Annotated in this window: 7 protein-coding genes; all 7 read right to left on the reverse strand. The window is 59.6% G+C overall.

Annotated features, from left to right (window positions below; genetic code table 11):
• Positions 1–10 precede the first annotated feature (10 nt).
• The 7 genes from AC1DE4_RS28275 to AC1DE4_RS28305 all read right to left on the reverse strand — a co-directional run bounded on the left by AC1DE4_RS28275 (position 11) and on the right by AC1DE4_RS28305 (position 5,961).
• Positions 11–613 carry a TetR/AcrR family transcriptional regulator gene (locus AC1DE4_RS28275; protein ID WP_018860330.1) on the reverse strand — a complete coding sequence of 201 codons (603 nt, stop codon included), beginning with the start codon at positions 611–613 and terminating at the stop codon, positions 11–13.
• Between the two features lie 102 nt (positions 614–715).
• Positions 716–1,660, reverse strand: coding sequence for a phosphoribosylaminoimidazolesuccinocarboxamide synthase (locus AC1DE4_RS28280; RefSeq protein WP_026372222.1), 945 nt, complete (start codon positions 1,658–1,660; stop codon positions 716–718).
• Between the two features lie 82 nt (positions 1,661–1,742).
• Positions 1,743–3,494 (reverse strand): SLC13 family permease, encoded by a 1,752-nt coding sequence (locus AC1DE4_RS28285; protein ID WP_018860328.1) that lies wholly within the window; start codon positions 3,492–3,494, stop codon positions 1,743–1,745.
• Positions 3,495–3,592: 98 nt separating this feature from the next.
• Positions 3,593–4,288, reverse strand: a complete 696-nt coding sequence (locus AC1DE4_RS28290; protein ID WP_018860327.1) for a phosphoribosyltransferase — start codon at positions 4,286–4,288, stop codon at positions 3,593–3,595.
• A gap of 4 nt (positions 4,289–4,292) precedes the next feature.
• The gene (locus AC1DE4_RS28295; RefSeq protein ID WP_026372221.1) at positions 4,293–5,099 is read right to left on the reverse strand and encodes a pseudouridine synthase; all 807 of its coding nucleotides are present in this window, start codon (positions 5,097–5,099) and stop codon (positions 4,293–4,295) included.
• A 181-nt stretch (positions 5,100–5,280) separates the two neighbouring features.
• Entirely contained in the window at positions 5,281–5,487 is a 207-nt protein-coding gene (locus AC1DE4_RS28300; RefSeq protein ID WP_037218028.1) for a hypothetical protein, read from the reverse strand.
• 138 nt (positions 5,488–5,625) lie between these two features.
• Positions 5,626–5,961 carry a hypothetical protein gene (locus tag AC1DE4_RS28305; protein WP_018113492.1) on the reverse strand — a complete coding sequence of 112 codons (336 nt, stop codon included), beginning with the start codon at positions 5,959–5,961 and terminating at the stop codon, positions 5,626–5,628.
• Positions 5,962–6,208 lie beyond the last annotated feature (247 nt).

Genomic DNA, 6,208 nt, shown 5'->3' on the forward strand with positions numbered 1-6,208 from the left:
GAATCGTCACTTAGCAAGCGCTATTTTGCAGTGCGGCATCCACGAAAATGACGATCTGCTTTGCGCGCTGGACAAGTGTGTCCTTATCATCACGGGCGATCAGAACGGGATGCAGGACACTCGCCAGGACATCGGCAACGGTGTTGGCGGCATCTGCGGCGCTACTGCAGTGATAGCGACCTTCGGCGACACCTGCTCGTATGATTTCATCCAGTTTCCGGACGATGCGCTCCCTATATCGATTGCCGGCCTCGAGCTTGGCCTGCACCGTCATCAGGACCATTTCAAAGATGTAGGGGTTCTGCTGAATGTCCTGCAGGTGGCTGTCCAGCAGGCGCAAGACAAAGCGCAGCAACCGCTCATTCGGCGGTAGCTCATCGTCAAAGGTCGCGAAGCGGTCAGCTACATCGCCCAGATGGCGTTCAGCGATGGCATCGACGAGGGCAGCTTTCGAGCGGAAATGCTTGAAGACGTTGGCAGGCGACATTCCAAGCGCGGCAGCAATGTCGGCGATCGAAACGGCGACAAAGCCGCGTTGCCGGAACAACAATTCCGCCATGGACAGAATGTCTTCACGAGTCTCTTCGGCCTTACGTCTTGGCCTGCGTGCCATCCATTCCCCTGCCGGCACGAGGCCGGCCCCCAGTTTTCCAGATGCTAGCGCTAAGGACGGAAAGCCTGCAAGCTAATGTTGCAGGCTTTCTATGGCGCGACTTTAAGAGAAGTAGACGGACAGATTCTTGCGGACGCGCTCGACCGGCGTCGCGCCGCTGTCGTCGGGAACGAAGCGTTGCGCCGTGATGCTCTCGTAGGCCTTGATGTAGACCTCGGAGGTCTGCTGGATTAGTTCGACGGGAATTTCCGGGATTTCGTCCTTGTAAGGATCACAACGCTCCGCGACCCAGGCGCGAACGAAGTCCTTGTCGAAGCTTGTCGGGCGCGCGCCTGCCTCGAAACTTGACTGGTAGCTGTCGGCAAGCCAGTAGCGGCTGCTGTCGGGTGTGTGGATTTCGTCCGCGAGAATGATGTTGCCGTTCTCGTCCGTGCCGAACTCATATTTGGTGTCGACAAGGATGAGCCCGCGCTTGGCCGCAAGTTCCTGGCCGCGGGCAAAGAGAGCCAGCGCGTAACGCGAGAGCGTTTCCCATTGTTCCTTGGTCAAGAGCCCGCGCTCGACGATCTCGGCAGGCGTCAACGGTTCGTCGTGGCCGCCATCGAATTCCTTGCTGGTCGGCGTGATGACTGGGGTCGGGAGTTTCTGGTTGTCGCGCATGCCGTCCGGCAGTCGCATGCCGTACATCTCGCGCTCGCCCTTCTTATAAAGAGTGAGGATCGAGGTCCCCGTGGTGCCGGCGAGATAACCGCGAACGACGATTTCCACCGGCAGGATATCGAGACGCTTGCCGATGACAACGTTCGGATCGGGATAGTCGAGAACGTGGTTGGGGCAGATGTCCTTCGTCGCCTCGAACCAGTAGCGGGCCGTCTGCGTGAGGACCTGGCCCTTGTAAGGGATGCAGGTGAGGATGCGATCGAAAGCACTCAATCGGTCTGTGCTGATGATGATGCGGCGCCCATCCGGCAGGTCATAGTTCTCGCGAACCTTGCCACGGTAGTAATTGGGGAGCTCTGGGAAATGGGCTTCGGAGAGGATTCGCACGGGCTCGACCATCCTTCTGCGTTGATCGGGAACTTTTCCCCTGCTCTAGTTCCATTGCCGGGGATGTCAAGCAAACCGGCTCCTAAAGCCAGAAGAGATAGATAAGAAGTAGGGTAAGACTATAGCTCAGCACGGTCAGAGGCGCGCCGGCCTTCAGAAAGTCACTGAAGCGGTAGCTTCCGATCCCCATGGCAAGCGTATTGTTGTGGTGGCCGAAGGGTGTCAGAAAATCCAGCGAGGCGCCCGCGGCGACGGCGATCAGATAGGCCGATGGAGAGTGATGGCCGCCTGCTGCGAAGGCAACGGCGATGGGGCTCATGACGATTGCGACAGTCGCGTTGTTAACAAAAGGCGTCAGGAGCATCGACAGAAAGAGAACAAGCGCCACCCCCACGGCGGGTTCGGCCAGCGACACCATGGAACCCAGCGCCGCCGCGATGAGTTGGGCGGTGCCAGTTGTCGCGACGGCGGAACCGATCGGGATCATTGCGCCGAGCATGATGATGATCGGCCAGTTGAGATCAGCCATCGCCTGGCGAATGTTGAGGTAATTTAGGAGTGCTAGGACAAGCACGACGCCTGCAAAAGCAATATCAGGCGTCACGAGTTCGAAGGCCGTCGCGGCGACGCCTGCGGCGAAAATGGCAAAAGGCTGCCAGGACGATGCGGACATTCGGGACGGCGGCTGCGACGCCAGCGGGAGGCATTCGCACTCCTCCAGCGCTTCGGCGATCGCCCTTTGCTCGCCCTCCAAGACCAGAATGTCGCCGATCGACAGTTGCAGGTCGGCGAAGCGCCCCTCGATCCGTGGCGAGCGCATGGAGAGTGCCGATATCGTAACATCGCGGCTGCTGAACACCTCGAGAGAATGTAGCCGCGAGCCGACCAACGTGCTTTCCGGCATTACGACGGCCTCGACGTAATCGAGATCGGCAGAATCTGCGCTCGGGTGGCGCTCCGGAAGCAGGGTTCCGGACGAGTAAAGCCTATCAAAGACTGTCTCGTCTGCTTCGGCCAATAGCAGGTCGCCCGCCTCGACAACCAATTTGTCGGGCGTGCCGAAAACAAACTTGCCGTCACGCACGAGCGTATGCGGCTGCAGCGAGAAGCGATCCGGCAGGTCCGAAAGCCGAGCACCGATCAGCGAGGAGCCCGGTGGGATATGTCGTTCGGTGATCCTGCGTCGCGGTGGTGAAACCGGCTCAGCGGAGAGCGCCTCTCCATCCTTTTTCGGAAATAACCGCGGTGCAAGCCACGCGGTCATGATGATGCCGACGACGGCGACCGGCAGCCCGACATAGGCAAAGTCGAAAAGTCGAAAGCCGCTGCCGTTTGCGTTTGCCCAGGCGTTGCTGACGAGCATGTTCGCGGGCGTGCCGATCAGCGAGACGATGCCGCCCAGGAGCGCGGCAAAGGAGATCGGTATAATCAATTGCCGTTTGGGTATCGCGAGCAGGGCACTCACGCGCAGCGTCGCCGGCAAAGCGATCGAAAAGGCGCCGATGTCGTTCATGAAGATCGAGATGAAGCCGGTTGCGCCCGACAACGTCGCGATGACGGCGATATCCGAAAATTTGGCTCGCACGAAAAAATCCGCGAGCTGATCAAAAAGCTGCGCCCGTGCAAGGACCTGTACGATGAGCAGGATCTCGACGACCGTGATGACCACCGGGCTTGCAAAACCGGAGAAGATCTGTTCGGCGGAATAGAGGCGGAGGGCATATCCGGCGAGCAGCCCGGCAATCGCGACCACTTCGATACGAAAACGCTCCAACGAAAACAGGATGAGCATCGCAAGCAGGAGGATCAGCAAGGATGCTTGCTCGAACGTCATGGTTTGCCCCGAACCTCAATCCATCAAGAGACTGTAGCGGTTCGGCTCGCACTGTATAGAGCGAAATGTTGCAATCCGCGCTCCACGCGACCGTGCATTCAGACTGCGGGGCGGCGCCAGGTGCCGGTCTCGGTCATCTCCAACATCGGGGTAGAAAAGACGCCGACTGTTCTTTCCCGCCATTGCGGTCCGACAGCATCGAGCGTTTCGCACCAGCGGCGGGACTGCAACATGGCGGCACCGATCGCAACAGGCTCAATGCCGCAGCCGGCAAGAAGCTGCAGCCCGGAAACGATCGAAGTGCCACTGGAAATGACGTCGTCGATCAGCGCAACACGCCGACCCTCCAGCAGCGGCAGCATGCGAGGATCTATATAAAGACGTTTCTGTTGGGTGGGGGTGGTAATCGAGATGAGCGCCACGGACAGGTCGTCGCGGTACCAGAACTTTCGGGACGTTCCGAGCGGCACATATCGTGTATGCCCCAGCTTCTGCGCCACGGCGGCTGCGAGCGTCAGGCCAAGGGTCGGTAGGCCGGCAACAACTTCCACCTCGAAAGGCTCCAGTTTCTCGGCAAGCGATCGAGCCAGGACATCGAGAACCTGGAAGCTTGCCTGGTTGATGATCAGGGAGGCCAGCGCATGCTGCCCGTCTGCCAACACGCGTACAGGCAGGCGAAGCTGCCGCCCATCATCCAGTTCGGCGATATAGGACGCCGAGACATCGCCGTCGCTTCTAAAGGTGCCCGGGCTGTGGATCTCCTGCCAAAACTCGTGCGCCGCCAATTCCGTCATGCACTCAATTCCATCTTGCCGTTTCCACGCCGGAACTCTGGCGCAATTCTCTTAGTTCCGCATCCGTCAAGGCACGCACCGCACCCTTTGGCAGCTCGCCGAGCGCCAGGCCACCGATCGCAACGCGCACGAGACGGAGGCATTCGACATCCAGGGCTTCCAGCATGCGGCGGATCTGGCGGTTGCGGCCCTCATCGAGTTCGACCTCGATCCAGGCATTCCTGTCGCCGCTCCTCAACAGCGTCGCCGACGTCGCCTTCAGAATTTCGCCGTCATGGCGGACCCCATAAGTCATCTGGGCCAGCATCTCCATGTCCATGATCCGGTTGACCTGGACATGGTAGGTCTTGGTGACATGGGTGAGCGGATCGAGCAGCGCCTGCGCGAAGACGGTATCGTTGGTAAAAAGCAGCAAGCCTTCGCTCGCCTTGTCCAACCTTCCGACCGGCGAGAGGTGCGGAGCCTCGAAATCCTTGAGGCAGTCGTAGACGGTCGGCCGGCCCTCGGGATCATCGCGCGTCGTGACCAGCCCGCGCGGCTTGTTCAGCATCAGGTAGATCTTTGCCTCGGCGACCACTTCGGTACCGTCGACGCGGATCTTCGCGAATGCCAGGTCTACCCATGCGGAAATATCGGTGACTTTGCGTCCATCGACCGACACGCGACCTTCCAGGATTAGCCGTTCGGCCTGCGTGCGCGAACAGTGCCCGAGCTTGGAGAGCGCACGCGGCAAAGTTACCCGCTTGCCGGATGTCTCCCCGTTCGGTCTGGCGCGTTCGCGCGATTTCTGAGGTGAGCGCCGCTGCCTCACACTGTTTCTTCCCGTCATTGCCGTTGATCAGGTTCTGACATGAACAGGGTCACGATGCCAGCAAGCCATCGACAAAACGCGGGGATAATAAGAGGTTCAAAGTGCTGCGTGACGAAAGCGCAAAAAGCGAGATGGCGCTTTGCGCGCCATCCAATTCGTCTTGGGGAGAGGGCAGAAAGCCTCAGTGGCTGGCCATGTAACCGGCGAGTTCCTGACGGCTGATAACGACACCTGCCGCTGCCTTGGCGGGGTCCGGATGGGTGTAGGACAGGGAAGGCAACTCGGGCAGTTCGAGAGCTTGACGCGTGTTCATGATGCCGACAGCCCTGCGGCCGTTGACGCCATCAACGCTGACTTCGACTATAAAATGGGCTCCCTTGCACTCCACGAATAGTCCTCCCTCTTATTCTACCGGCCGTAGTAACGGCAAAACTTGGTTTTTCTAAGACCAAAGTATTACGAGCCGCACTAAACTTCGGATCACTGCGGCTCGCGATGAATGCGGGGCGTTTCCGCTGTCACCATATCAGCGCCACCAATGACGTGGTGGCTCTTGACTGCCGGCCAAGAGATAGCCGGCTAGAAAGCCGATCGCACCGGCGAGCGCCAACGCGGTCGTCGTCGCAGCAGGATGCTCGCGGGCGGCGCCTGCGGCAGCCACACCTTCTGCCCGGATCTGCGCTACCGCGCTCTTCGCGCGGGGAAGGGCGTCCTCATAAGCCTTGCCTGCCCGGTCACGCACCTCATAGTAAGCCTCTGCGCCCTGCGCCGAGATCATTTTCTGCAGGCGGGACACTTCTTGCTGGAGTGCGGCGATATCCTTGCTGACGGATGCTCTGATGTCATCGGTAGTGGCAGCCATGTCTTTCTCCTTTTCCTTACACGAACGAGAACACGAAAGAGCTGCGATAGGTTCCGCGAGATTTGATCCGTAAGGGGGCAGATGATCCAGTTTCGCGGAGTTTCAACCCTCCAGCGCCGCTTTTGCGCGAGCGGGAAGGAACAGAACTTCGCTGATAGGGCACTACACGACCATCTGATCGAGGAATTTGGAGCCCCGTTGGAGGGCCGTTCAAGATCCCAAACGCGGTCTCTAGAAAATCCCACTT

It is taken from the genome of Rhizobium sp. 10N414, assembly GCF_056394785.1.